The organism is Glaciihabitans sp. dw_435, assembly GCF_018449675.1.
Lineage (GTDB): Bacteria > Actinomycetota > Actinomycetes > Actinomycetales > Microbacteriaceae > Glaciihabitans.
In genome coordinates this window covers 173,791-199,433 of record NZ_JAAVUZ010000004.1, presented here as the reverse complement: position 1 = coordinate 199,433, position 25,643 = coordinate 173,791, and the positions used below count along the sequence as shown (strand labels likewise).

General features: G+C 65.5%; 25 protein-coding genes and 1 tRNA gene. 10 read left to right on the top strand and 16 right to left on the bottom strand.

Features of this window, described 5'->3' with window-relative positions; genetic code table 11:
• Nucleotides 1-155: 155 nt before the first annotated feature.
• From HB677_RS07840 to HB677_RS07815, 6 genes are all read left to right on the top strand, one after another.
• The gene (locus HB677_RS07840) at nucleotides 156-1,313 is read left to right on the top strand and encodes an inorganic phosphate transporter (protein ID WP_213815123.1); all 1,158 of its coding nucleotides are present in this window, start codon (nucleotides 156-158) and stop codon (nucleotides 1,311-1,313) included.
• Nucleotides 1,310-1,624, top strand: a complete 315-nt coding sequence (locus HB677_RS07835; protein ID WP_255546354.1) for a hypothetical protein — start codon at nucleotides 1,310-1,312, stop codon at nucleotides 1,622-1,624. Before HB677_RS07840 ends, HB677_RS07835 begins: the two co-directional genes overlap by 4 nt.
• Before the next feature lie 87 nt (nucleotides 1,625-1,711).
• Nucleotides 1,712-2,134, top strand: a complete 423-nt coding sequence (locus HB677_RS07830) for a Dabb family protein (RefSeq protein WP_307852516.1) — start codon at nucleotides 1,712-1,714, stop codon at nucleotides 2,132-2,134.
• Nucleotides 2,135-2,398: 264 nt separating this feature from the next.
• On the top strand, nucleotides 2,399-4,069 hold the full coding sequence (locus tag HB677_RS07825; RefSeq protein WP_213815121.1) for a glycosyltransferase family 2 protein: 1,671 nt from the start codon (nucleotides 2,399-2,401) through the stop codon (nucleotides 4,067-4,069).
• Nucleotides 4,066-4,224 (top strand): hypothetical protein, encoded by a 159-nt coding sequence (locus HB677_RS07820; RefSeq protein ID WP_213815120.1) that lies wholly within the window; start codon nucleotides 4,066-4,068, stop codon nucleotides 4,222-4,224. Before HB677_RS07825 ends, HB677_RS07820 begins: the two co-directional genes overlap by 4 nt.
• A complete protein-coding gene (locus HB677_RS07815) occupies nucleotides 4,221-6,308 on the top strand; it encodes an acyltransferase family protein (protein WP_213815119.1) in 2,088 nt (695 codons plus the stop codon). Before HB677_RS07820 ends, HB677_RS07815 begins: the two co-directional genes overlap by 4 nt.
• Nucleotides 6,309-6,392: 84 nt before the next feature.
• Here HB677_RS07815 and HB677_RS07810 read toward each other — a convergent pair whose 3' ends face one another.
• A complete protein-coding gene (locus HB677_RS07810; protein WP_213815118.1) occupies nucleotides 6,393-7,385 on the bottom strand; it encodes an iron-siderophore ABC transporter substrate-binding protein in 993 nt (330 codons plus the stop codon).
• 159 nt (nucleotides 7,386-7,544) lie between these two features.
• Here HB677_RS07810 and HB677_RS07805 point away from each other — a divergent pair, with 159 nt between their 5' ends.
• The 3 genes from HB677_RS07805 to HB677_RS07795 all read left to right on the top strand — a co-directional run bounded on the left by HB677_RS07805 (nucleotide 7,545) and on the right by HB677_RS07795 (nucleotide 10,440).
• Nucleotides 7,545-8,552, top strand: a complete 1,008-nt coding sequence (locus tag HB677_RS07805; RefSeq protein ID WP_307852515.1) for an iron chelate uptake ABC transporter family permease subunit — start codon at nucleotides 7,545-7,547, stop codon at nucleotides 8,550-8,552.
• Nucleotides 8,553-8,662: 110 nt separating this feature from the next.
• Nucleotides 8,663-9,625 (top strand): iron chelate uptake ABC transporter family permease subunit, encoded by a 963-nt coding sequence (locus tag HB677_RS07800; protein ID WP_307852514.1) that lies wholly within the window; start codon nucleotides 8,663-8,665, stop codon nucleotides 9,623-9,625.
• Nucleotides 9,622-10,440 (top strand): ABC transporter ATP-binding protein, encoded by an 819-nt coding sequence (locus HB677_RS07795; protein ID WP_213815116.1) that lies wholly within the window; start codon nucleotides 9,622-9,624, stop codon nucleotides 10,438-10,440. Before HB677_RS07800 ends, HB677_RS07795 begins: the two co-directional genes overlap by 4 nt.
• A gap of 70 nt (nucleotides 10,441-10,510) precedes the next feature.
• Here HB677_RS07795 and HB677_RS07790 read toward each other — a convergent pair.
• The 14 genes from HB677_RS07790 to HB677_RS07725 form a co-directional block, all read right to left on the bottom strand.
• Nucleotides 10,511-10,584 (bottom strand) — tRNA-Ala (locus HB677_RS07790).
• A 214-nt stretch (nucleotides 10,585-10,798) separates the two neighbouring features.
• Nucleotides 10,799-11,623 (bottom strand): MetQ/NlpA family ABC transporter substrate-binding protein, encoded by an 825-nt coding sequence (locus HB677_RS07785; RefSeq protein ID WP_213815115.1) that lies wholly within the window; start codon nucleotides 11,621-11,623, stop codon nucleotides 10,799-10,801.
• A gap of 91 nt (nucleotides 11,624-11,714) precedes the next feature.
• Nucleotides 11,715-12,482: a methionine ABC transporter permease gene (locus HB677_RS07780; RefSeq protein ID WP_213815114.1), complete on the bottom strand. Its 768-nt coding sequence runs from the start codon at nucleotides 12,480-12,482 to the stop codon at nucleotides 11,715-11,717.
• On the bottom strand, nucleotides 12,479-13,474 hold the full coding sequence (locus HB677_RS07775; protein WP_213815113.1) for a methionine ABC transporter ATP-binding protein: 996 nt from the start codon (nucleotides 13,472-13,474) through the stop codon (nucleotides 12,479-12,481). The genes HB677_RS07780 and HB677_RS07775 overlap by 4 nt, the downstream gene beginning before the upstream one ends.
• Before the next feature lie 200 nt (nucleotides 13,475-13,674).
• Complete coding sequence (gene rsfS / locus HB677_RS07770) at nucleotides 13,675-14,058, bottom strand: ribosome silencing factor (protein ID WP_213815112.1); 384 nt, start codon at nucleotides 14,056-14,058, stop codon at nucleotides 13,675-13,677.
• Nucleotides 14,059-14,094: 36 nt separating this feature from the next.
• Nucleotides 14,095-16,002, bottom strand: a complete 1,908-nt coding sequence (locus HB677_RS07765; RefSeq protein ID WP_213815111.1) for a hypothetical protein — start codon at nucleotides 16,000-16,002, stop codon at nucleotides 14,095-14,097.
• Complete coding sequence (gene nadD, locus HB677_RS07760) at nucleotides 15,999-16,601, bottom strand: nicotinate-nucleotide adenylyltransferase (protein ID WP_213815110.1); 603 nt, start codon at nucleotides 16,599-16,601, stop codon at nucleotides 15,999-16,001. The genes HB677_RS07765 and nadD overlap by 4 nt, the downstream gene beginning before the upstream one ends.
• 12 nt (nucleotides 16,602-16,613) lie before the next feature.
• Nucleotides 16,614-16,820: a hypothetical protein gene (locus HB677_RS07755; protein ID WP_213815109.1), complete on the bottom strand. Its 207-nt coding sequence runs from the start codon at nucleotides 16,818-16,820 to the stop codon at nucleotides 16,614-16,616.
• A 28-nt stretch (nucleotides 16,821-16,848) separates the two neighbouring features.
• The gene (locus tag HB677_RS07750) at nucleotides 16,849-18,114 is read right to left on the bottom strand and encodes a glutamate-5-semialdehyde dehydrogenase (RefSeq protein WP_213815108.1); all 1,266 of its coding nucleotides are present in this window, start codon (nucleotides 18,112-18,114) and stop codon (nucleotides 16,849-16,851) included.
• A 53-nt stretch (nucleotides 18,115-18,167) separates the two neighbouring features.
• Nucleotides 18,168-18,965 (bottom strand): glutamate 5-kinase, encoded by a 798-nt coding sequence (proB, locus tag HB677_RS07745; RefSeq protein WP_374193806.1) that lies wholly within the window; start codon nucleotides 18,963-18,965, stop codon nucleotides 18,168-18,170.
• Between the two features lie 52 nt (nucleotides 18,966-19,017).
• Nucleotides 19,018-20,589: a GTPase ObgE gene (obgE, locus tag HB677_RS07740; RefSeq protein WP_213815106.1), complete on the bottom strand. Its 1,572-nt coding sequence runs from the start codon at nucleotides 20,587-20,589 to the stop codon at nucleotides 19,018-19,020.
• Between the two features lie 97 nt (nucleotides 20,590-20,686).
• Nucleotides 20,687-20,947, bottom strand: a complete 261-nt coding sequence (gene rpmA / locus HB677_RS07735) for a 50S ribosomal protein L27 (RefSeq protein ID WP_213815105.1) — start codon at nucleotides 20,945-20,947, stop codon at nucleotides 20,687-20,689.
• A gap of 20 nt (nucleotides 20,948-20,967) precedes the next feature.
• The gene (gene rplU / locus HB677_RS07730; RefSeq protein ID WP_213815104.1) at nucleotides 20,968-21,279 is read right to left on the bottom strand and encodes a 50S ribosomal protein L21; all 312 of its coding nucleotides are present in this window, start codon (nucleotides 21,277-21,279) and stop codon (nucleotides 20,968-20,970) included.
• Nucleotides 21,280-21,395: 116 nt separating this feature from the next.
• Nucleotides 21,396-22,013: a hypothetical protein gene (locus tag HB677_RS07725; RefSeq protein ID WP_213815103.1), complete on the bottom strand. Its 618-nt coding sequence runs from the start codon at nucleotides 22,011-22,013 to the stop codon at nucleotides 21,396-21,398.
• Between the two features lie 133 nt (nucleotides 22,014-22,146).
• On the opposite strand from HB677_RS07725, the gene HB677_RS07720 reads away from it, so the two are divergent.
• Complete coding sequence (locus tag HB677_RS07720) at nucleotides 22,147-22,416, top strand: DUF4031 domain-containing protein (protein WP_307852513.1); 270 nt, start codon at nucleotides 22,147-22,149, stop codon at nucleotides 22,414-22,416.
• A 163-nt stretch (nucleotides 22,417-22,579) separates the two neighbouring features.
• Here HB677_RS07720 and HB677_RS07715 read toward each other — a convergent pair whose 3' ends face one another.
• Nucleotides 22,580-25,369 (bottom strand): Rne/Rng family ribonuclease, encoded by a 2,790-nt coding sequence (locus HB677_RS07715; protein WP_213815102.1) that lies wholly within the window; start codon nucleotides 25,367-25,369, stop codon nucleotides 22,580-22,582.
• Nucleotides 25,370-25,643: the final 274 nt, after the last annotated feature.

The window sequence follows — 25,643 nt, the reverse complement described above, 5'->3', positions numbered from 1 at the left end:
TCGGGCATGTAAAACCCCGGCGTCACGGGCGAGACCGGCAATCCTGAGCCAAATTTCACCCCCCGTTAACGTCACACTCCTAACGTCGTGTCGGTCAGGGCGCTGTGTCGCATCCGCGGCACGTCGAAAACCCCTTGGCGAAGGGACGAGCGAATATGGACGTCTTTGCCACCGTTGTTCTGGTCATCGGGATAGCCCTCGTGTTCGATTTCACGAACGGTTTCCACGACACCGCCAACGCAATGGCCACCTCCGTGGTCACTGGGGCTCTGAAACCCCGGGTCGCCGTCACCATCTCGGCCGTGCTCAATCTCGCCGGGGCGTTCCTGTCCACCGAGGTTGCCAGCACGATCTCCAACGGAATCATCCGGGAGGGCGACGGGGTTTCCGTCACCCCCGTAATGATCTTCGCCGGGCTTGTCGGTGCGGTCCTGTGGAACCTCACCACCTGGTACCTCGGCCTCCCGTCGAGTTCCTCCCACGCGCTGTTCGGCGGGCTCATCGGCGCGGCGGTCATCGGAGCCGGATTCGGCTCCGTCGATTTCTCCGTCCTCCTGGCTAAAGTGGTGCTGCCGGCACTCGTGTCCCCGTTCGTCGCCTGCGTCGTGGCCCTCGTCGCCACGTACGCGGCCTATCGCATCACCAGGAACGCCACGGCCCGGGGATCGGTGGCGGGCTTCCGGCACGGGCAAACCATCTCGGCCTCACTCGTCTCCCTCGCGCACGGCACCAATGACGCGCAAAAGACGATGGGTGTCATCACCCTCACCCTCGTCGCCGCCGGTTACCAGAACTCGGGCACTGCCCCACAGATTTGGGTCACCATCGCCTGCGGGCTGGCGATCGCCCTTGGCACCTACGTGGGCGGCTGGCGCATCATCCGCACGGTAGGCAAACGCATCACCGACGTGCAATCCCCCCAGGGGTTTGCGGCCGAAACAAGCTCCGCAGCAACGATCCTCATTTCCTCCCACCTCGGCTTCGCGCTCTCTACCACGCAGGTGACCTCCGGATCCATCGTCGGTGCCGGGCTCGGCAAGCGTCTGGCGACAGTGCACTGGGGCGTCGTCGGCAAGATCGCGACCGCCTGGGTCGTAACACTGCCGGCGGCCGCGCTCGTGGGCGGCCTCGCTGCCTGGCTGGCAAGTTCTGGGTCCATCGGCCTCATCATCGTCGCCGTCCTGGCGGTTGTTGGCGGAGGAACGCTCTACGTCCTCGCCCGCCGCCACCCCGTCAACCACGAAAACGTCAATGACTCGGACGAGGCTCCCGCGAGCGAGTCCGCCGACAAGGAAGGAAGCGTTGCACGATGATGGCCACTCTCACGCCGACCGTCTCCGCGGCGGCAAGCGGTCAGTTCCTCGGCGTTGACTGGGGCAACTTCGTAGTTGTTTTCATCGTCGCCCTGCTGGCGACTGTCGTCGCCGTGGTGTTCTACGCGGCGGGACTGCGGTTGCTCTCCCATGGTGAACTCGAGCCCTCTCCCGACGCCGCAGGATCACCCCCTGCGGGCCCCCGCACACCCCGCCCGGCGCTCGTGACGACCGGTGCATTCGCCTGCTTTGCAGTCGCGGCGGCCGCCATTCTGTATGGGCTGTACCTGGCTATCCCGCAGTTCCACTAACTCTCTGCCCGGCCCGGATGGTGCGCCGATCCTCGCATCGTCCGGCGCTGGAGAGGAGAATGGATGTCCCGACGAAGCGAGCATCCCGTGAGCACAGGCACCCCTCCCGACGCATCTCCCGCGGACGCCGCCGCGTTCACCGCCCGTGATTTTCGGCCGGGCGCCATCCGGCACATCGTGCTCTTTCGCTTCCGGGACGGCACATCCGACACCCAGATGGACGACGTCGAGCGACGCTTTCGGGCGCTGGCCTACACTCCGCGTGACGACGGCCTTCCGTACATCCTCAGCATCGACGCGGGCCCGCAGATGAGCCTCGAGGGCGCCGGGAGCGGCTTCGATCGCGGCTTCATCGTCACGTTTGCATCGGTGGGAGATCGCAACTTCTACGTCGGCACTCCCGTCGTGAGCGATCCCCGCCACGTCGACGCGGAGCACGACGCGTTCAAGCGCTGGGTGGCGCCGTTGCTTGCTCCGGACGGCGTTGTGGTCTTCGATCTTACCGTGTGAGCCGTAAGGCAACTATTGCTCACCTCGTGCAATCTGTTTACCAAATCGAAACACAAGACCCTTTCCCACCCGAATGGGGGGTAGTTACGATAATCGCCATCGGGACGGTACCTAGCCGTCCCGAAATGGTTCCGATGACGCGACCAGATAACGAATCGTCGCCTTCGAACCGATTTTCGTAGGCGGTTACATCCCTTTTTCGCACGCGATTTTCCTGATCGCGTGCGATCCCGTGAAAGGCATGTCGTGATCGAAAATACTGCTGTGCGCCCACCCGCCGAACCCCAGGCGACAATCGAAGAGCAACCCAAGCATCTTCCTTCTCCCCCATCGGACGCCGAGGTCTACACCTACCTCGGATCCCAGAACCGACTCGTTCAACTCGCGATGACGGGGGCCTTCGTCCTCGCCGCTGTGAGCCTCACGCGGTTCAGTCTCATGTCGCCGTGGCTGTATCCACTCCTCGCGATTCTGGCGGTGAGCGTCATCGGTTCCGTCCTGTCGATGATCTCCGGACTCAACAAGCGGCGGGTGTCCAAGAAGAGCCACCAGGAGCTCATCACCCACTGGGCGGCCACACATCCACCCCAGGAATTCCCCACCGTCGACGTCTATCTGCCGTGCTGCGGTGAAGACCTCGACATCCTGAGGAACACCTACACCCACGTCAGCAAGATGGAGTGGGGCGGCGAACTGAACGTCTGGGTTCTCGACGACGGTGACATGCCTGCCGTGGCCGAGCTCGCCCGTGAGTTTGGATTCCACTACATCGTCCGGGCCAACCGCGGTGTGCTCAAAAAGGCTGGCAACCTGCGCAACGCATATGACACCACGTGGGGTGAGTTCATCGTCATCTTTGACGCCGATTTCAGTCCCCGCCACGATTTCCTGCTGCACTCCATGCCGTACATGGACGATCGTCGCATCGGCATCGTGCAGACCCCGCAGTACTTCGACTCGAAGCCCGCCATGTCCTGGCTGGAGCGAACGGCCGGGGCAACGCAGGAGCTGTTCTATCGCTGGGTTCAGCCGTCGCGGGACCGCGCCGGTGCACCCATCTGCGTCGGCACCTGCGCCGTGTACCGCCGCAAGGCGCTCGAGCGTGCCGGCGGATTCGCCCAGATCGAGCACAGCGAAGACGTGCACACCGGCATCGCCCTCATCCGGGCCGGATTCGTGACCCGGTACGTGCCCGTGGTGGTCTCGCGCGGCCTGTGCCCGTCGGACCTCCGCGGGTTCCTCAACCAGCAGTACCGCTGGTGCAACGGGTCCATCACTCTCATGCGCAGCGGCGAGGCCCAGCAACGCCCACTCACGCTCTGGCAGCGCATCTGCTTCTGGGCGGGGTTCATGTACTACGTCAGCACGGCCCTCAACGTTTTTGCTGTGCACATCCCCGGTCTCGTCATGGCCGTGTTCTTCGCCTCGGAGATCCGCGCAGTCCACTATGTTCCGTTCCTCGCCGGCGCCTGGGTGTACTTCGTACTGTTGCCGGTGGTATCGAGATCGACCTGGCGATTCGAAGTGCTGCGCGTGCAAATGGCCTACAGTTTCTGCCACGCAGTTGCGCTTGCCCACAAGCTCACCGGGCGCACCGCGGGATGGGTCCCCACCGGCGCAGTCGGCAAGAAGAACAACCTCGCACGCACCATCGCGATAGTCGGATCCGTCACGCTGACGCTGCTCATCGGAGCCTCGTGGACGGCCTTCGTTGTGGACGTCCGACAGTTCGGGTGGCAGAACTTCTGGCCGATGGCCGTGTTCCTCGCCGGCTACACCTACCTGGCCGCTCCGCTCGTCTGGGGTTTCATCCAGGTGATGTTCCCGTCGTACTTCGCGTCGACCCGCCTGCGCCTGTCGTCCCGTGCCATCATGAGCGCGGTCGAGACCTCCGGTTTGGCTCCCCAGCGCGAACTGCGGGGATCCGGCGCATGAAAGACGACAAGATCCGTCCGTCGTCCGCCCGGCCCGATGATGTCGGCGGACCCATCACCGCCCTCCAGGCGGTGTCCTACACCGCGCTGCTTGGCCTCATCGCCGCAGTCGCTTCCGGTTGGTTCGACGCGATGATTCCCTGGGGGACCCCATGACCGCAACCCTGCTTCCCACCCATCGACGATCCCGCACGATCGCCGCGCCCAATCCCCCGCGTTTCCAGACCGATGTCGAGGGCCTGCGCGCGGTGGCGGTCTTCGTTGTCGTCGCGTTCCACGCCTCCGTGCCGGGATTCACCGGCGGATTCGTAGGAGTCGACGTCTTCTTCGTCATCTCCGGCTACCTCATCACCCGGCTCCTTATCCGTGAAGCGCTGAGCACCGGTCGCATCAGCTTCCAGGGGTTCTACGCCCGGCGCGCGAGAAGGATCCTGCCCGCGGCATCCGTCGTCCTCGTCGCCACCGCGATCGGGTCCTGGCTGATCCTCCCGTCGCTGGCGGCGTACCGTACAGCGAGCGATCTGGTGTCGGCCGCGCTGTACTTCGCCAACTGGCACTTCATCGGGCTCGGAACGAACTACCTGGCGCAATCCACGGAGCACAGCGTGGTTCTGCACTTCTGGTCCCTCGCCGTCGAAGAACAGTTCTACATCGTCTGGCCGCTGCTCGTGCTCGTGGCTGTCGGGTTGTCCCGACGGTTCCCGCTCGCTGGCACCCGCGTGTTGTGCCTTGTGCTCGGGTCCGTGACGGTCATCTCGTTCGTGGCGTCGTACGTTCTGACGACGACCGATCCGGGGCTTGCCTACATGGCGACCACCACCCGCGCCTGGCAGTTTGGCGCCGGCGGTCTGCTCGCGGTCATCAGCCACTGGTTGCTCGCCCAGCGCACCGATCGACCGGGCCTCGCCCGCGTCGGCTGGTTCGTCGGCTGGGCCGGGCTCGCTGCGATCATTGCCGGGGTCGTGGGATTCGACGAGAGCACTCCGTTCCCGGGAACGGCGGCGCTGCTGCCGACCCTGGGGACCGTCGCGGTGATTGCAGGTGGCCTGCTCTGGGGCACGACGGCCGGAGCCGCCGGAGGACTGCTCTCTCTGGCTCCGATTCGCTTCATCGGCAAGGTGTCGTTCTCCTGGTACCTGTGGCACTGGCCGGTGTTGATCCTCACGGAGTCCATCACCGGAACGCTGTCGTGGCAGATCCGTTCGCTGCTCATGCTCGGGGCGCTCGGCCTCGCCATCCTCACCTACTACGGCGTGGAGAAGGCGGCGGCCAACTGGCCCACCGTCAAGAAGCGGGTGAGCTCGGCGCTCGCACTGGGAGTGCTGTGCATGGTCGTGTCGACGTCGGTGGCGCTCGGCACGGGCTCGGCCGCCGTGGCCAAGCTCGTCGGCACCGAGGGCGGAACGGTGACCGCGGCGAGCTACGCCAGTGTCTTCGGTTCGGACTCGGGAGCGAATTCCGGCCCCGTGGTGCCCAGCGCGCTCAAGGCGGCAAAGGACATCCCCCAGCCCGACGTCTGCCTTCTCGACCACAGCATCGCTCAGCCGAAACAGTGTGTGGTGGGAGACCCCAACGGTGCCGATGTCGTGCTCTTCGGCGACAGTCACGCGCACCAGTGGGTGCCCGCGCTCACGAAGATCGCGATCGAACGCCATTGGCGCATGACGATCATGGCGAAGTCCGGATGTCCCGTGCCCGCCATCGCACCCCGCGCGGACGGCAGCCGGATGTCCGAGCCCGAGTGTGCACAGTGGCGACAGCAGTCCATCAACACGATCCTCGGCAGCATGAAGCCGACCATGGTGATCGTGTCGTCACTGAGTACCTACATCCCGGACTCCGGTGAAACTCTCACCGCCTGGAACGCGACGCTCGACCAGCTCCGCAAGGTCGGTGCCCCGATCGTCTACATCCGCGACACCCCGGTACCCACACAGGACATCCCGACCTGCATCTCGGGTGCCCTGGATGACTGGTCGAAGTGTGCGTTCAACCTGAAAGACAAGCCGCGCGTTGAACCTGTCGTACTCGAAGCGGTGAAGGGCACGGAGGACGCCGTCCATGTCGTCGACCTCACGGGCTTCTTCTGTGACACGAGCGGTGAATGTCCGGCGGTACGCAACGGCACGCTCCTCTACCGCGACGACTCGCACATCACCGCGACGGCCGCGAGCCTCCTGGCCCCGGCGATGGACGCGGCACTGGTGGACGCGGGGGTGGTGAAGAAGATCCCCAAGTAGGCACGTCTCTGCCGCATCACACACACCACGAGCCCCAGCCGAAGGATCGGCTGGGGCTCGTGGTGTGTCGCGCTGCGGGTGTTGTTAGCCCACTGCCTTGTCGATCAACGGCACGAGGGTGTCGATGGCGTACTTGGTCGCGAGGGTCGTTCCGAGGGAGTAGGCGGATGACACGTCGCCGGAGATCACCACGGAGTGTCCGGCGGCAACCGCGGGGATGGCCTTCCAGAGTGCATCGCCCGTGATCTCCGTCTCGTCGATGAAGATCGGGAATGCCACGACGAGGTCAGCGTCGAGCAGGTCGAGCTTCTCCGACGAGATGTCCACGGAGAATCCGCTCGCATTGGGCTTCAGGGCCGCGATCGTCGGGCTCTGCACGAAGCCGAGCTTCTCGAGGAAGGTCACTCGATCGCTGCCCTCGATGTAGGCACCCCAGCCCTCGCTGGTCTTGGTCGCGGCGGCGACGGTCTTGCCGGCCCACTCGGGGTGAGCCGCCTTCGCGTCGGCGTATTCCTTCTCGACGGCAGCGAGGAGAGTCTCGCCCTCCGCCTTCTTACCGAGTGCGGTGGAGATCATGGTCATCTGCTCGGTCGGCGTGGTCAGGTAGCTGTCGCCATCTTTGGGAACGCCGATGGTCGGTGCGATCGACGAGAGACGATCGTAGCGTGCCTGGTCGCCCGAGCTCTTGGTGTCGAGGATGAGGTCGGGCTTGAGAGCCGCGATTGCCTCGTAGGAGGGCTCGAGGGTCTCGATGATCTTCGGGGCCGTGGTGTACAGACCCTTTGCCCACGGGCCGACGCCCTCTCCGCCGAAACCGAGCCAGTCGGAGGCGCCAACCGGCTGCGCGCCGAGCGCGAGGGCCGTCTCAGCATCGCCCCAGCCGAGGGCGACGATGCGCTCGGGCGCCTTGTCGATCGTGACATCGCCGAACTTCGTCGAGACGGTCGCCGGGAACGCCGCGCTGGCGCTAGCCGAGGCGGACGCATCGGTCGCCGGCGTCGCCGAGGGGCTGGAACATGCCGTGAGGGCCAGTGCGGCGATTGCTACCGCGGCAAGCCCGAGACGGGAAAGCTTCATGGGGGATGGATCCTTTTGTCGTTGCCTCACACCGAGGCGATTCGCGTGCTGTGCCGACTGTCGGCCAGTTCCGGGGAACATGATCAGTAAGGCTAGCCTAAGCTAAGGCCTGTGACGAGCCGGATAACAGATCGTGCCCCCGAGGCGTCCCGGGCCGGTGTGGCTCAGAAACGGACCACGCGAACCCTTGGCTGGGTGCTCGCGCTCGGGCTTCTCGGACTCTCCGTGATCGCGAGCCTTGCCATCGGATCACGCACGATCGACCCGTCCGTTGTGCTCGGAGCGCTGCTCGGGACATCCACTCATTCCACCGACGCCATCGTCGTGATTGACTCGCGCCTGCCGCGCACCATCGTCGGCCTGGCGGCGGGGCTGTCACTGGGCCTCGCCGGCGGCCTCATCCAGGCGGTCACCCGCAATCCGCTCGCGGACCCGGGAATTCTCGGTGTGACCTCGGGTGCCGCGTTTGCCGTGGCGATCGCCGTCGGGGTGCTGGGCATCACGTCGGCGCAGAATTACGTGTGGTTCGCCTTCGGCGGGGCGCTTGTTGCGACGGTCTTTGTCTACATCGTCGGATCCGCGGGGCGCAGCGGTGGGAGTCCCGTGCGGCTCACGCTGACGGGTGTCGCCCTTGGTGCTGTGCTGGCCGGCATCACGTCGGGCATGCTGCTTGCCGATCCCCGGGGGTTCGCCGCCATGCAGGCCTGGCAGTCCGGCTCGCTGCAGGATCGGGGGTGGGAAAGCCTCGCACCCGTCGCCCCGTTCCTCGTCGTGGGAGTCGTGCTCGCCTTCGTGATCGCCCGTCCGCTCAACGCCGTGGCACTCGGTGACGACCTCGCCGCCTCGCTCGGAGCCAATGTCGCGGTGGTGCGGGTCGTCGCGGTGATCGCGGTGACCCTGCTCGCCGGCGGCAGCACTGCCATCGCCGGTCCGATCGCGTTTGTCGGGCTCGCCGTTCCGCACATCGCGCGCTGGATCGTCGGCCCGGACCAACGCTGGATACTTGCCTACACTCTCGTGCTTGCGCCAGTTTTGCTGCTGCTCGCCGATATCGTCGGACGGGTGATCATGCCACCGGGTGAAGTGCAGGCTGGCATCATCACCGCGGCTCTGGGGGCGCCGGTGCTGATCTACCTGGTCCGCCGGTCGAAAGCGATCAGCCTGTGACCGCCCCGGCGACGGTGCCCCCGACGATATCGGAGGCCCGCCGGCTTCATCGTGCATCCACCATCCGGATACCGGTGCTCGGGATGCGCGTGCGCCGCAGGGTCGTCCTTGTGAGCGCAGCTCTCGCCGTGGCATCCATCGTCCTCGCCCTCGTCGCGCTGGGTACCGGCGACTTCCCGCTCAGCATCCCCGAGGTCGTGCGCGCAATGTTCGCAACCGACGGCGGATTCGCCACCACCGTCGTGCTCGAATGGCGACTGCCGCGGGTGTTGGTCGCCCTGCTCTTTGGAGCGGCGCTCTCGGTTTCGGGCGCGATCTTCCAATCGCTCACCCGTAACCCGCTCGGCTCCCCCGACATCATCGGCTTCGCCACCGGCTCGTACACCGGGGCACTGATCGCCATCACGGTCGTCGGCAGCGCCTACCTATCCACCGCCGTCGGTGCACTCGTCGGCGGGCTGCTGACGGCACTGGTGGTCTACTTTCTCGCCTACAAGGGCGGGATGCAGGGCTTCCGGCTCATCATCGTCGGCATTGGCGTCACGGCCATCCTTCACTCGGTCAACACGTTCCTGCTACTGCGAGCACAGACCGAGGTTGCCATGGCGGCGTCCATCTGGGGTGCGGGGTCTATCTCTCTGGTGGGCTGGAACCAGCTTGCCCCCGCCACCATCGCCCTTGTCGTTCTGGGGATCATCATCGCGCTGCTGGCGCGCTCTCTCGGACAGCTGGAGATCGGTGACGATGCCGCCCGGTCCCACGGGCTTCGCCTGGAACCGACGCGCCTCGCCCTGCTCGTCACGGGCGTCGCGCTGACCGCGGTGGTCACTGCCAGTGCCGGCCCCATCGCCTTCGTCGCCCTCGCGACCCCGCAGATTGCGCGGCGACTTACCGGGACGGCCGGCATTTCCCTGGTGCCCGCCGCGCTGACCGGTGCCTTTCTCCTGCTGGGAGCCGACTTCGTGGCCCAGCACCTCCTGCCCGGATCACTTCCGGTCGGCATCGTGACGGTGGTGGCGGGCGGCGCCTACCTCATCGTTCTTCTCATCAGCGAGGCGCGCAAACGACTATGACAACTCCCGACACCGACACCGACTCCGCCGCCCGGCTCGCGGCACGGAACGCCACCCTCGCCTACGACAAGCGCGTGATCTCCGAGAAGCTGTCGGTGGAGATCCCCGACGGTTCATTTACGGCGATCGTCGGCCCCAACGCCTGCGGTAAGTCGACCCTGCTGCGCGCGCTGTCGCGCCTGCTGACGCCGGACAGTGGCGACGTCGTGCTCGACGGCACTGCCCTGTCGAAGTACCGCCCCAAAGAAGTTGCCCGCACCATTGGCCTCCTCCCCCAGTCGTCGATCGCTCCGGAGGGCATCTCCGTCGCCGACCTGGTGGGCCGTGGACGGTATCCCCACCAGAAGATGATCCGGCAGTGGACGGAAACCGATGAGGAAGCGGTGTGGACGGCCATGCAGGCGACGGATGTCGCGTCCATCGCAGATCGCCCCGTTTCCGAGCTTTCCGGCGGTCAGCGCCAGCGTGTCTGGGCCGCCATGGTGTTGGCCCAGCAGACGCCGATCATGCTGCTGGACGAGCCGACCACCTTCCTTGACATCGCCCACCAGATCGAGCTCCTCGACCTGTTCGCGGGACTCCACCGCGAGGGCAACACGATCGTCGCGGTGCTGCACGACCTCAACCATGCTGCCCGGTACGCGACCCACCTAATCGTGATGAAGGCTGGGTCCATCGTCGCGACAGGGGTACCCTCGGAGATCCTCACCGCGGAGCTTGTCGAGGACGTGTTCGGGCTGCCCTGCATGGTGATCGAGGACCCCGTGTCGGGAACGCCGCTGATCGTGCCCAAGGGCGGCCGCTTTAAGGACTGACCAACGAAAAAGTCCCGGCCAGCCGAAGCTGAGCGGGACTTTTCGTATGTGTCCTGATTGAGGACTCGGGTGGATCCAAGGGGATTCGAACCCCTGACCCCCTGCATGCCATGCAGGTGCGCTACCGGGCTGCGCCATGGACCCTCGTTTTGTTACCCGCGAAGGCAACTAGAAAAGGTTACTACAGAGTTGGACCTTGTCTGACACACCAGCCGCAACTTTCGGCGCCGATCCGGGAATCCGTGCGGGAGTAGTCAGAAAAATTGGTGGGAGCTGTCGGAAAAAACGATGCTGCCCCCGTGAGTCCGGCGCGAGGCATCCGGAACCCACAGGGGCAGCGATGTGACGAGGTCAGTCCCTACGAGACGGGAATGACGAGGCCACCCCAGGTCTTCTCGATGAAGGCCTTCGTTTTGGGGTCGAGCAGCAGCTTCTTGAGCTCCACGATGCGCGGGTCGCTCTCGAGCTTCGCGGTGGTCGCCAGCACGTTGTAGTACGGGGCGTCCTTGTCCTCGATGAGGATCGAGTCCTTGGCCGTCAGTCCCGCGGGAAGAGCAAACGAGATGGTGACGAAGGCGGCATCGACGTCGGGCAGCGACTGCGCGAGCGTGGCGTTCTCAATCTCGACAAAGTCGAAGTTGTGAGTGTTCGCGGTGATGTCCTTGAGCGTCGTCGGGTTCTCCGTCGTCGTGATCAGGTCCTGTGCCGCGAGGATCTTCAGCGCACGGCCCTCGTTGGTCGGGTCATTCGGGATGGCGATCTTCGCGCCGTCCTTGAGGTCGTCGAGGCTCTTCACCTTGGTGCTGTAGAACGCAGCGGACGGCAGGTAAATCTCGCCGGCGCTGACGAGCGTGTCGTTGGACGCCTCGTTGTACGTCTTCAGGAACGTGCTGTTCTGGAAGAGGTTGGCGTCGATCGAGCCGTCGCTGAGGGCAAGGTTCGGGGTGTTGTAGTCAGTGAAGTCTGTGACCTGGATGTCCAGTCCGGCATCCTTCGCCAGGTTGTCCTGGACGAACTTCAGGATGTCACCGGCCGGGGTCGCGAGAGCCCCCACCTTGATGGTGCCGAGGCTCGCGCTACCCGAATCGGACGACGTGGTCGAGGAGCAAGCGCTGAGGCCGAGGGCAAGGATCGCTGCAACGGCGGCACCAGCAAGGCGCGCGCTGCGAGGGGTGAATCGCATTATGGTGACTCTTCTCTTGGGTTGGGTGATGTGTTGCGGCCGTGATGCTGACTTCGGCCGCGGGGTGGAAAGCTGTGGGGCGAAGCGGGAGCTAGATGCCGCCGGTGAGCGTGTCGGCGGCGAGGCGGCGAGATGCCCTGCCGCCTTTCTCGTCGAACGAGTTCCGAGCGAATCGCTTCGCGAAGTACGTCAGGACTGCCTGCAGGATCATGACGATCACAAAGATGACGATGACAACAACGACGATGTGGATGGTACTGAACCGCTGGTATCCGTAGCGGAACGCGACATCCCCCAGCCCACCTCCGGCGACCGTGCCGACCATTGCGGAGAAGTTGATGATGGAGGTGATCGTCGTGGCCAGGCCGAGGAACATGCTCGGCAGCGCCTCGGGAACCAGGATCTTGGTGACGATCTGCCAGCGGGTGGCCCCCAGGGAATGGGCGGCCTCGGTCAGGCCCGGGTCGACCTCCTTGATGCCGATCTCGACCATGCGGGCAAAGAACGGGATCGCGACGAGCGCCAGCGGCACGATCGCTGCGGTTGATCCGATGAAGGTGCCCACGACGAAGCGGGTGAAGGGAATCACGGCGATCATCAGAATGATGAACGGCACCGAACGCCCCAGGTTGACGACAAATTCAAGGACGGTGTGGATGACCCGGCCGACGCGCGTGGAACCGAAGAGTCGCTCGAACAGCCCCCCGCGCTCCGTACCCACCAGCAGGATGCCAAGCGGCAGCCCGATGATGATGGTGAAGAGCAGGGCGAAGCCGACCATGTAGAGGGTCTGACCGAGGCCGACGAGGACGACCTGAATGAGCTCGGGCCAGAACGTTGGGCTGTTGACGTCGATCATGCTGCTTCTCCTCCGACGACCTCGACCAGAAGCCCCTGGGCACGCAGGTCGGAAATGATGGCCGAGTGTGCCTGAGCGGTGCCGGGCAGCTCGAGACGGGTGCGGCCCGCCTGGTTGCCGGCGATCGTCTCGATGGCGGCACCGAGGATGCTGATGTCCAGCGAGTGATCCCGCGCGAGCTGGGCGATGACCGGACGATCGGCGTTACCGCCGCTGAAAGTAATGTCGATGACCGTTGTGCCGGGACGGACCGTCACGGCACCGAGCGGGAACAGGTCGCGCGCCAGGCGCGACCCCGGTGTGGAGATGAGCTCGACAAGCTTGCCATGTTCGAGGATGCGCCCGCCCTCGAGCAGGGCTGCAGAGTCGCACACCGTCTTGACGACGTCCATTTCGTGGGTGATAAGCAGCACCGTCAGGCCAAGCTCGGTGTTGATGGTGCGCAGCAGCTCGAGGATCGACCGGGTGGTCTCGGGGTCGAGCGCGCTAGTCGCCTCATCGGACAGCAACACCGAAGGGTTGGCCGCCAGCGCGCGGGCGATGCCCACGCGCTGCTTCTGTCCGCCGGAGAGCTGCGCGGGATAGGAACCGGCCTTGGCCGTGAGGCCGACGAGATCCAGAATTTCCGCGGCGCGACGCTTGCGCTCACGCGGGTCGCGTCCGATCACCTCGAGGGCGAGCTCGACGTTGCCCTGGACCGTACGGCTCGACAGCAGGTTGAAGTGCTGGAAGATCATGCCGATGCCCTGGCGGGCGATACGCAGCTCCTGGGCCCGCAGCGCCGTCAGGTTCACACCATCGACGGTAATTGTGCCGCTGTCGGGCCGCTCAAGCAGGTTCACCGTGCGAATGAGGGTGCTTTTACCTGCACCGCTCTGCCCGACGACACCAAACATTTCGCCCCGCGCCACCTCGAGACTGACATTGTCGAGTGCAACGGTGCGGCGTTCGCCCGCTCCGAAGGACTTGCTGACGGAACTGATGGAAATCATGGGCTACCCGTGCGTCGGAGTGAGGGATCGAAGAAAGACTCTCGTGTGGCAGACGCGGACGTCGGACACACGAGTTTCGCGGCGCGACGGTGAGCGGCTAGACCACTAATACTGGCGGGCAGTGGGGATCCCGGCAAAATCCGTTACCCCGTGTGACGGAAACACGCCGTGCTTTCGACGCGCCGCCGTCCGCGGGCGGATTACTCGGCGGTCGTGGAGACCGGGACGCCCAGGTCAAGCGGGATCGCCGGGCAGTCCTTCCACAGGCGCTCGAGGGCGTAGTAGAGGCGGTCTTCCTCGTGGAAGACGTGGACGATGACGTCGCCGAAGTCGAGCAGGATCCAGCGACCCTCCTGGCGGCCTTCGCGACGGAGGAGCTTGGCTCCAGATTCGAGGAGCTTGTCTTCGATTTCACCGGCGATGGCGACGACGTTGCGCTCGTTACGCCCGGTGGCGATCAGAAAGATGTCCGTGAGCGGCAGCGGGCCGGACACGTCCAACGCGACGAGATCCTCGGCTTGCTTCGAGTCGGCGGCGATGGCCGCGATCTTGACGAGGTCAATGGCGTGGGATGTAGCGGTCACGAGGTCCTTACAGAGAATGGGGAGTGAAACATGGAGTTAGAAAATCTTCAGCGCGAAGCCGGCGATGAGAAGGCCAACGACGCCGACGGCCATGCTGGACGCCGAGATCACCATGACGGTGAGCATGCGGTTGCCCTGCGGCTTGCGGTTCGAGATGATGCCCTGGCTTGATGTGTGGGTGCTGACGGCCCGGATGGCACGAACCGGTGCCGAGTTGGTCGACGGTGCTTCGCGGTCCAGCGGGTCAAGCTCAAAGTCGGAGTTGTCGAGACGATCGGGGTGAACACCCGTGGAGCCGAGGCTGCGGGGCAGATCGATCGATCCGGTGATCATGATTTCACCGGTCGCCAGGTACGGCATGGTCATGTCCGACGACTGGGGAATCGACGGCAAAACCAGTGCGCTGGTGGTGACGGTTCCACTGCTGGAACCGACTGTACGCGTGAAGGTGCTTTCGAGTGCTTCGAGCGCCTCGGCTTCGTCGTCCTTGTCGATGTCGACGGACCAGTGACCCGGCTCACGCGCGGAGGCGGGAGCGGCCTGGGGCTCGATGAATACGGGCTGAACGGGCGCCGCGGAGTCGGCTGCGGGCTCCGCCTCGATCAGGGCGGGAAGCTCTTCGTTCTCCACCACGCTGACCGCGGATCGGGGAGCAGTGTCGGGGCCGGCCTCGATCACGATCTCGGCGTCGTCGTCATCGTCATCGACACCGGACGTGGTGTCGTCGGCGTCGATGGCGCTGTCGACAGGCGTTTCGGGGACAGCCTCCACGAATACGACGGGTTCCGGCTTCGCGGGCTCGCTCGCGACGGGGATCGGGTGCGGTTCGGGCTGCTCGGCCTCGGCGACCTGCTGTGCCTCGTCGTCGTCCGTGTCGTCGGCGGCGTCGGCCACATCGGCAGCCGCGGCTTCCTGGGCTGCTTCGGCGGCGGCGGCGCGGTCAGCACGGCTCTTGCGGCGGCCCCATCCCCATCCGGACGACTCTTTGGCGGGAGCAGCCTCGGCGGCAATTTCTTCCGCCTCGACGGCGGAGGTGGCCTCGGCGATGATGGCGTCGACTGACGCCGCACCATCAACCGGGGCGCTGGATTCGGCGACGGGCTCCACAGGCGCGACGGGCGGCGCGATGATGCTCTGCTCGCGGGTCAGTGCCTCGTACTCGGCGCGGGCCGCGGCTTCACGCTCGTCGGTGCTGACGATGTCAATCGTCGACGTGCCGTCGCGCTCGGCGGCGGCCTTTTCGGCGGCGTTGCGCAATTCGCGCAATTCACGGCGCGTCATGGTGAACCCGGTCGCGGGCGACTGGTCGTCGACGTAGGCGGGGGGCGCATCCACGACGACTACAGGCTCAACGGGCGTACTGGCCGGAGCAAAGTCAGGGATGCTCGACACCGGAGCGACGGTGTCCGTCTCCTCCTGTGCCTTCTTGGACGAAGGAATGCTGGACGTGAGGGATGCCTCGACGTCGCCTCCCGCGGCGAGGGTCGCGCGCCGGCCCTGGGGGCTGAAGTCGCGCGGCCGGGATGCGGCGGACGGGGCATCCGCCTGCGAATCGGCCGACGGGGCCTCGACCGCGGTCTCGCCCGTCGCGGGAGCAACGATGTCGCGGAACGCGGGAGTGGCGTAGGTGGGGATCTGCGGACGATTGAGCGTCACGTAGGTCGAGGGTTCCGGGGCGACCTCGTCGGCCGGCGACGCGGTCGTAGAGTCGACAACGGCAGCGTCATCGGCGGTCGTCGACTCGTCGCTCGTGGACTCGGCGGGCACGCCGGATGTCTCGCCATCGGCGGGAACAACTTCTTCGCGCCACTCGGTCGACGACGCCAATTGGGCGCGACGACCCGTGGGAGCAGCCGTCGGTGTGGCCGACGAATCTCCCTCAGTGCGCTCGCTGTTGCGAAGCGCACGCCGACTATGCGGTGGCGGATCCTGGAAAGTGGTCATGCATTACTCCGATACAAGTGGTGTTTGGAGATGTACTGAACGACACCATCGGGAACCAAATACCAGACCGGAAAACCCCGGCTAACCCTGCTGCGACAGTCCGTTGAGGATATCGACAGCGCAGGCACTTCTAATGAGCTTACGCCCTGCTCGGGTAATGCGCCAATGGTGAGGTCGTGGCCCGGTCGCGAGACCGCGATGAAGTGGGCGAGCGACCACAGCTCGGTGACGTCTTTCCACTCGAGGATCTGCGCGATGGCGTCAGCTCCCGAGATAAAGAACAGGTCGGCGTCGGGACGTTGCTTGCGGATGTCCCGGAGCGTATCAATCGTGTAGGTGGGGCCATCCCGGTCGATGTCGACCCGGCTCACCTCGAACCGCGGGTTTGCAGCGGTGGCAATGACGGTCATCAGATACCGGTGCTCGCCGTCGGTAACCTTCGGCTTCATCCAGGGTTGACCCGTCGGAACGAACAGAACCTCATCGAGGTCAAAGAACTGCTGCACTTCGCTTGCCGCAACGAGGTGACCGTTGTGGATCGGGTCGAAGGTGCCACCCATCACGCCGACGCGGGCTCGCCGCTTCGGGCTCTCAGCCATGAAGGCTACTCGCTAGTGGCCAGCGCCATGGGAGTCGTCGTGACCGTGACCACCCGTGGTGAATTTCTCGCTGTGACGGTAGGCAACGTTGCGGTAGCTCCACGCGGTGACGCCGAGAACCAGGAAGAACGCGAACGCGAGCAGGGGAAACACGAACACGGGCAGGATCGTGGGGTAGTGCTTTTCAGCCTCGGCGAGGGTGATTGCCAGTAGTGTCATGAAATTCTCCGATCGGGACTACTGAATTCTAGCCACGCACCTGGCCCGTACCGCGCACAACCCACTTGGTGCTGGTCAATTCGGACAGTCCCATCGGTCCTCGCGTGTGCAGTTTCTGCGTCGAAATCCCCACTTCTGCGCCGAATCCGAACTCTCCCCCGTCGGTGAACCGGGTGGAGGCGTTGACCATAACGACCGCAGAATCGACCTCCGCGAGAAAGCGTTCGGCCCGCGCGAAGTCATTGGTGATGATCGACTCGGTGTGGTGGGTCGAGTACTGCCGGATGTGCGCCAGCGCGGCATCCAGATCGTCCACCACCCGCACCGACACGTCCAGTGACATGTACTCGGTGCTCCAGTCGTCCTCCGTGGCCGGCACCACGTCGACGAACAGCGCGGCCGTGCGCTCATCGGCGTGAATGGTGACACCGGCCTCCCTCAGGCGTCCGAGAACAGACGGAAGAAGACGGGCGGCGGATGACTCGTGCACCAGCAGCGTCTCGAGCGCGTTACACACACTCGGGCGCTGCACCTTGGCGTTGTGCACGATATTGACGGAAATCTGTTCGTCGGCGGACTCGTCGAGGTAGACGTGCACCACCCCGGCTCCCGTTTCGATGACGGGGACCTTGGATTCGGCGACCACCGTGTTGATGAGGTCTGCGCTGCCGCGGGGAATGAGAACGTCGATGTACCCGCGGGCGGCCATCAGATCGCGGGCACCCTCGCGCCCAAACTCGTCGATCGTCTGCACGGAGAGCGCGGGAAGCCCGACGCTGGCGATCGCCTCCTGCAGCAGCTCGACGAGCACGCGGTTGGTGTTGAGAGCGGCAGAGCCTCCGCGGAGAACCGCGGCGTTGCCGCTCTTCAACGCGAGGGCGGCGATGTCGATGGTCACATTGGGCCGGGCCTCGTAGATCACACCGACGACGCCGAATGGCACCCGCACCTGCGAGATCTTGAGCCCATTGGGCAGCGTCGATCCGCGCACCGACTCCCCCACCGGGTCAACGAGTGACGCAATCTGGGTGACGGCGGACGCCAGGCCCGCAAGACGCTGCTCATCGAGGCGCAGGCGGTCCTGTAGTCCGACGCTCAGACCGTTGTCGCGGGCGTTGGCGAGATCGAGGTCGTTCGCTGGAAGGATCCGGTCGGCTCCGGAGGTGACCGCCGCGGCGATGGCGAGCAGCGCGGCGTTCTTGCGCTCGGCGGTCGCCGTGGCGAGCGTGATCGATGCGTCGCGGGCCGCGTCGAGCTTTTCGAGGAACGAGGGTGCGAGGAGTGTCTCCGACATGCCCAGAGTTTACGGCAGACCGCGCCTGGAGCGGGCGGAATGGTGCTTCCGGATCAGGCGGACACGACGGGCAGCGTGCCCGTCGTGGGCGCGATGGCGGCCGCGTCGAACCACGTGCCGATTTCCACGCCCGCCAGGGCATCGGAAACACGCCCGGTTGCCGTGAGCAACACCGCGGTGCCGTGCGCGGCGGCCAGCTTGGCCGCGGCCACCTTGGTGCCAGCTCCCCCGGTTCCGACACCGGCGGAGCCGATATCACCGAAGGTGACACCATCGAGGTCGTCGTGAATGCCCACGTGGTCGATGCGCACGGCGCCCGGCTCGTGGGGAGGACGGGAGTAAAGCGCGTCGACATCGGACAGCAGCACCAGCAGGTCCGCCTTGACGAGGATTGACACGAGAGCGGCGAGGCGATCGTTGTCGCCGAAGCGGATCTCCTGCGTGGCCACCGTATCGTTCTCATTGACGATGGGAAGGATGCGCAGTCCGAGCAGCCGCTCCATTGCCCGCTGGGCGTTGCTGCGGTGCGTCGGGTTCTCCAGGTCACCTGCGGTGAGCAGCACCTGACCGGCGACAATCTCGTACCGGTCGAGGCTCTCCTGGTACCGGTAGATCAGGACGTTCTGGCCCACGGCGGCAGCTGCCTGCTGGGTGGCGAGGTCCGTCGGACGCGAGTCGAGCTTGAGATACGGGATGCCGGTGGCGATTGCTCCGGATGACACGAGGATGACCTCGGCCCCGCGTCCGTGAGCCTCGGCGAGGGCGTCCACCAGGTGCGGGATCTGCCCGGCGTTGGGCCCACTGATCGACGACGAGCCGACCTTGACGACAATGCGCTTGGCGCGCGGCACGTCGGAGCGTGTGAGAACCGGGGCCTCACCGCTCACCGGACGTGTCGCGGCGTCAGTCACGATCGGCCGAGTCGAGCGCCTGCTGCTGAGCTTCCCGGGCTGCTTCTTCTTCCGAAGCAATCTCATCGTCGACGTTCCACATGCCGGAGCGACGCTCGACGAGGTCCGCGGCGCGGGCGGCTGCCTTGGCATCCATCCGCTCCGTGTAGGTCTCGCGGCGCTTGTTGCTCGTCTGGCGGTTGTTGCTGTCCAGACGCGAGTCGGTTCCACGCGGCGCGGTGACGAGCTCCGCGGTTGAGGTGAGCGTGGGCTCCCAGTCAAAGATGATGCCGTTGCCGGGCCCGATGATGACAGTGGAGCCCGCGACGGCACCGGACTTGAACAGTCCCTCTTCGACGCCCAGCTTGGCGAGGCGGTCGGCGAGGAAGCCGATTGCTTCGTCGTTGGTGAAGTCGGTCTGCTGAACCCAGCGTTCCGGCTTCTCACCGATGATGCGGTAGATGTTGCCGTCAGATCCGCCCTCGACCTTGATGACGAAGTCGGTCTCGTTGACGGCGCGCGGACGAATCACGATGCGCTCAACGGCGGGCTCGAGGGCCTTCGTGGCGCGATCCTCGTCGACGAGGCCGGCGAGGGCGAAGCTCAGCTCGCGCAGTCCCTCACGGGACACGGCGGAAATCTCGAAGACGCGGTATCCGCGGCCCTCGAGCTCTGCACGCACGAAGTCGGCGAGCTCGCGACCCTCGGGGACGTCAACCTTGTTCAGGGCGACGAGCTGGGGGCGCTCAAGCAGCGGGAGCTGGCCCTCGGGCACCGGGTAGGCGGCCAGTTCACCGAGGATGACGTCGAGGTCGCTGATGGGGTCGCGCCCGGGCTCGAGGGTGGCGCAGTCGAGAACGTGCAGGAGAGCCGTGCACCGCTCGACGTGACGGAGGAACTCGAGACCGAGTCCCTTGCCCTCGCTGGCTCCCTCGATGAGGCCGGGAACATCCGCGATCGTGTACCGGGTCTCCCCCGCCTGCACGACACCGAGGTTCGGGTGCAATGTGGTGAAGGGGTAGTCGGCGATCTTCGGCTTGGCCGCGGACATGGCCGCGATCAGGCTGGACTTGCCGGCCGACGGGTAACCCACCAGGGCAACATCGGCGACGGTCTTCAGTTCGAGGCGAATGTCGCCTTCCCAGCCGGTGGTGCCGAGGAGGGCGAATCCGGGCGCCTTGCGCTTGGTCGTGGCGAGAGCCGCGTTGCCGAGGCCGCCCTGACCTCCCGCAGCGACGACAAAGCGCAGCCCCGGGACATCCATGTCAATCAGTTCATTGCCGTCGGCGTCCTTGACAACCGTGCCGACCGGTACGGCCAGCTCGATGTCCTCTGCCGTTGCGCCCGCGCGGTGGTCGCCCATTCCGGGGCCGCCGTTGCCGGAGCTGCGGTGGGGAGCGCGGTGGTGGCCGAGCAGGGTGGTGGTGCCGGTGTCGCTGACGAGCCAGATGGTTCCGCCGTTGCCGCCGTTACCGCCGTCGGGACCCGCGAGGGGCTTGAACTTTTCACGCTTGACGGACACGCAACCGTTGCCACCGCTACCGGCTCGCAGGTGCAGTGTCACTTGGTCAACAAACGTTGCCATGACGAGTGCTCCTTAGATGGGTGATGCGGATGGTACGGATGTAGCTACAAACAACAAAAGCGAGCCGAAGCTCGCCTCTGCTGGTGAAGAAGAAAAACTATGCTGCGACCGGAGCGACGATGTTGACGACCTTGCGGCCGCCCTTCGCACCGAACTCGACCGAACCAGCGGCGAGGGCGAACAGTGTGTCGTCGCGACCACGTCCCACGTTCACGCCGGGGTGGAAGTGCGTGCCGCGCTGGCGAACGATGATCTCGCCCGACTTGACGACCTGGCCACCGAAGCGCTTGACGCCGAGGTACTGCGCGTTGGAGTCGCGACCGTTACGAGAGGAGCTTGCGCCCTTTTTGTGTGCCATTTATTCTCAGCCCCTGTCGACTACTTGGTGATGCTGGTGATCTTGATGCGCGTGAGCTCCTGGCGGTGCCCCTGGCGCTTCTTGTAACCAGTCTTGTTCTTGAACTTCTGGATGACGATCTTGGGACCGCGCAGGTCGCCGACGACCTCGGCGGTGACCTTGACGTTCGCAAGCGCCTCAACGCCGTGCGTAATCGTCTCACCGTCGACGAGGAGGACCGGAGCCAACGAAACGTTGCCGTTCTCGTCAGCCTTGATGCGGTCGAGTACGACGATGGTGCCGACCTCTACCTTTTCCTGCCGACCACCGGCGCGCACAACTGCGTAAACCACTTGGAACCCTTTGTTAGAAAGACACTTGTCTTGGAGAGAAAGCTTCTGGTGTTAATAGCGGGCTTTGCCCAGCGGTGACACCAAGGGTCAACAATACGTGATTGGTGACCGTTTGGTCAAACGTGCGCACGCGTGTCGCTGCCCGTGTCGGCTGCCGCGCGGCGCCCCAGCCCGATCCACACGAGGATTCCCGCGAGCAGCGTCAGCGGAACGACCTCAATGAGCAGGGATATGGCGGATGCCACGGCACCCACCAGCCCGTAGATGACGTCCAGCCCGGGCGCGGAGATCCCGGGGAAAGCATGACCGAACAGCGAGCCATCCACCTGAAAATGATTGACGATGCCGTACAGACTGATCACCACGAACGCGGCCGCCACACCGATCAGCGCGGCGATAACGCTCCGGATCACGACGGTGCGGAGCCACAGGCCCGCGGACACGGGTGTAATCAGGCGGAGGGTCACGAAGATGCCGACGCCCACGGGAAGGATCCGCGTGCCGAACGTTTCCAGCCCCGCCTGGATGTATCCGAGAGCCTGATCTGAGATGCCGTCCGAGGGATCGCTCTGCACCTCGTACAGCACGGTGCCGATCTGGTTCGCAAGGATCTGGACGACGAACCCGGCGATCATGGCGGTGACCACACCGAGCGCGACGAGCAGCGGCACTCCCACTCCCCCGCGACGACCGCCGACCTGCTGGTTGGCCTGGGTGGCATTGTCTGACGTCATGTCGTCTCCTCGGCTGCATCCAGTGGTGCGTCTGCACCCAGAATAGGGGTCTGGCTGCGGCCCGGCCAGGGTGCACGGCTGGCTAGGATCGTGGAATGACAGCCAGCGCCGCCGATTCCCCGATGGGAGCAGCGTGATCCTCATCGATCAGCCGATCTGGCCGGCGCACGGAACACTCTGGGCGCACATCGTCAGTGACTCGAATCTCGACGAGCTGCACGCGTTTGCCGCGGTGGCGGGTATCCCCCGCCGCGCCTTCGATCAGGACCACTACGACGTGCCACGGGAGCGGTGGGACGAGCTCGTACGTCAGGGGGCAGAACCGGTCACCGTGCGGCAGCTGGTGGAGCGACTGCGGGCAAGCGGGCTGCGGGTATCGCAGCGCGAGAAGCGCGGTCTCTGAGCTCGGTGCGGCGCAGGGTCATCCTCTCGCCGCATGCGTGCCGTTACGTCGCACAGACGGCAAACCAGCCCCGCGGACGACGTCATGGCGAGACGTCCATACACACACGAACGGCGCGGGGAGCATTGCTCCCCGCGCCGTTTAGTCGGTCTCAGCCTGAGAATTACTCTTTGGCGGCGTCCGTCGTGATGATTCCGGCGCCGGTGCTTGAGGCACGGCGCGAGGTGCGCGAACGGCCCTGGCCGGGCTGCTTGGGCTCCGGCAGAGCGTCGAGCACCGAGTCAAGGATCTGCTCGGCATCGTGGGTGCTGATCCGACGCGAGGCCCGTGTCGACTTCGTGACCGGGATGTCGAGGATGGCGACGGGAACATCGACGGCGGGCGTCGACGGCTCCTCGGATGCCTCGACAGGGGTACGCTCGGCGCGCTGTCCGCGACCCGACTGGCGACCGGAGGTCGTGCGGCCGGTCGGTGCCGTCTCGGCGGGAGCAGCCTGGGCGGCTTCCTTCGCGACGACTTCCTCGACCGCCGCGGCGACGACCTCGGTGGACGGAGGGATGATCGCTACCTGCTCGGTGTGGACCGTGCTTGCGGCAATCTTCGAGAGTGCCTTGCGGGCGTCCTCGGTGATCGCGTGAGTTGCGGGCACGACGGGCGCAGCGGCTCCGACGGGCACGGTGGCGGCAGCGCCATTGTTGTTGCCGTTACCGTTCGAGTTGCCGTTTGAGTTGCCGTTTCCACGCTGGCCGTTCGACGGGGGTGTCGTTGCCGGACCCTTGCTCCCGCGTCCGCGGCGTCCCGTGCCCTCGGGCTGCTGCTGGGGCGTCTGGCGGTGCTTGGTCGTGGGGTCGTGGTGGATGATGATTCCGCGGCCGGCGCAGTGCTCGCAGGGCTCGCTGAAGGACTCGATCAGACCGAGGCCCAGCTTCTTTCGCGTCATCTGCACGAGTCCAAGACTCGTGACCTCGGCGACCTGGTGCTTGGTGCGGTCGCGGCTGAGGCACTCGACGAGCCGACGCAGTACGAGATCCCGGTTGGACTCGAGCACCATGTCGATGAAGTCGACGACGATGATTCCACCGATGTCGCGCAGTCGCAGTTGGCGCACGATCTCTTCGGCCGCCTCCAGGTTGTTCTTGGTGACGGTCTCCTCGAGGTTTCCCCCGGAGCCGACGAACTTGCCGGTGTTGACGTCAACGACGGTCATGGCCTCGGTGCGGTCGATGACGAGCGAACCACCGGAGGGCAGCCAGACCTTGCGGTCGAGAGCCTTCTCGATCTGCTCGGTGACGCGGTACGCGTCGAAGGAGTCGGTGTCGCCCTCGTAGGTCTCCACACGCTCGAGCAGGTCGGGTGCGACGGATCGCAGGTATGTCTCGATGGTTCCCTGTGCCTCGGGTCCGGCGATGACGAGCTTCTGGAAGTCCTCGTTGAAGACGTCCCGCACGATCTTCACGAGCAGGTCAGGCTCGCTGTGCAACAGCACGGGAGCCTGCGACGTTTCGACCAGGCGGCTGATCTCGGCCCACTGGCTCGTCAGGCGGTTGACGTCCAGCGTCAACTGCTCTTCGGTCGCACCCTCTGATGCCGTGCGCACGATGACGCCGACGTTCTCGGGCAGAACCTCCTTGAGGATCTTCTTCAGGCGCGCGCGCTCGGTGTCGGGCAGCTTGCGGCTGATTCCGTTCATGGAACCGTTCGGCACGTACACGAGGTAGCGACCCGGCAGGCTGACCTGGCTGGTGAGGCGGGCGCCCTTGTGACCGATCGGGTCCTTGGTGACCTGGACGAGCACGCGGTCGCCGGGCTTGAGCGCGAGCTCGATGCGGCGGGGCTGGTTCTTGGTGTCGCTGTCGGCGGCTGCGGCGTCCCAGTCGACCTCACCGGAGTACAGCACGGCGTTGCGGCCGCGCCCGATGTCGACGAAGGCTGCTTCCATGCTGGGGAGAACATTCTGAACGCGACCGAGGTAGACGTTCCCAATCAGGCTCGCCTCGGCGGCCTTGGCCACGTAGTGCTCGACGAGGACACCGTCTTCGAGGACGGCGATCTGGGTCTTGTCGAACTTGGAGCGGACGACCATGACGCGGTCGACGCTCTCGCGGCGCGCAAGGAACTCGGCTTCTGTGATGACCGGACGACGACGACCGGCGTCTCGACCGTCACGACGGCGCTGCTTCTTGGCTTCCAGACGCGTCGAACCCTTAATGCGCTGAGGTTCCGTGATGAGTTCGGGCTCGGGCTGCTGACGCGGCTGGCGCACCTTGACGACGGTGTTCGGGTCGGTGTCGCCGGCGCGCGGCTCCTCACCCGGACGGCGACGTGAGCGACGGCGGACGCCCTGCGGCTCGTCGTCCTGCAGGTCGTCACGACGGAAGTCGGAACGCGCGTCATCGCCACGCTGGCTGTCGGCACGCTGGTTATCGCGACGATTGTCACCGCGGCGCGGCGCGTCGAGGTTCTGGTCGTCCCGCGACCAATCGCGACGGTCGTCCCGGGCGGTCTCGCGCATGGGCGGCAGATCCGGTGCCTGGAAGAGAAGCGACGTGCTGGGGCGCGGCGGGGTGCGACGGGCGGGAGGCGCGTCGATGGAATCGTTGGTGGTCAAAGCGGGTGCGACCTCAGCCGTCTCGGTGGTCTTGCGCGGGGCGGAGCGGCGGACGGGAGCCTTTGTGGGCGCGTCTGCATCGGCGGGAGCCTCGGTGCTGGTCTGCTTTGCGGGTGCGCGGCGGCGGGGAGCTGTCGCGGCGGGCGCGTCCTGAACGGGAGCGGCCGGTTCGGGAGCGGATGCCTCGACGACGGGCGCCTCGATGGGAGCCTCCGCCACCGGGGCGGGTGTCTCCGCCACCTGAGCTGCGGCCGCTGCCTCAGCCGCGGCTGCTGCTGCCTTGCGGCCACCAAACAGACGACTGCGCTTTTTCGGTGCTTCGTTGTTTTCGTTTGTATTCACCATTGCTGGTGTACTCCTTGCCGGCTGGGCGACCGCGCCACCCACCGGGTACTCTCACGAGCGTTCTTCGCTCTTGCGAAAACGCTACTAATCCTTCATGTCCCGCAACCGCCGCCGAACCGAAGTGGTCTGGCGCTCACGGTTGCCCATGCTGTGTGTTCACACTGACTGTCACTTCAGTGCACGGAACTTGCTATCCGTCACCGCAACATCCTTGAGTTGCATATGGTGGCCCGGTTTCATGCCCGGTAAGCCTTCTTTGGCGCCAATTCGAGCG